1 protein-coding gene is annotated in these 561 nt (G+C 25.5%); it reads left to right on the forward strand.

Annotated elements, in window-relative coordinates; genetic code table 11:
• A partial coding sequence (locus CAMP5053_RS08340; protein WP_337217653.1) for a hypothetical protein occupies window positions 1-561 on the forward strand: 561 nt, incomplete at both ends.

The raw sequence follows: 561 nt of genomic DNA on the forward strand, positions 1-561 counted from the left end.
GTAAGAATTTTAACCTCTTATTATCCTACAAATGAAGATGTTGAGCTTATGAGACAAGCTGGGCATGTTACAACAAATTCAAATACTGATATTATACTTTATCTTTTATACAATGAAAGAAATATCACAAATCATAAAACTTATTTTTTATTTGACAAGGAAAGATTTGATACACTTGAAGATTTTTTATTTTTTCTAAATACTCGTTTAGAAGAGGATTTTTTGCAAAAAGATATTCATAAGTTTGATAGCTTTGATGTAGTTAGAATTGGAATGTATATTAACACCCTAATTGGCTATAATAGTGGATTTACTAGTATGTATTTGAGTGAATTTTTACAAGATTATATTTGTGATTTAAATACCCCTAAAACTATGACAATTTTAAATGGTATGAGTCAAATTAACACTACTACTGACAAAGTTTTATTGTTTTTAAATAAAGAATTAAAAATACACACTGATAGTTATTTAAAAATGCAATTAGAAAAAGCGATCTATAATTTTAAGAAACTCAAACTCGGTCAAAAACAAATCAATCAGCTCAATACCCTACAATCT

Origin of the sequence: Campylobacter sp. S4:11, from assembly GCF_024723695.1 — a bacterium.
In the GTDB taxonomy this organism is placed as follows: Bacteria; Campylobacterota; Campylobacteria; order Campylobacterales; family Campylobacteraceae; genus Campylobacter_D; species Campylobacter_D jejuni_C.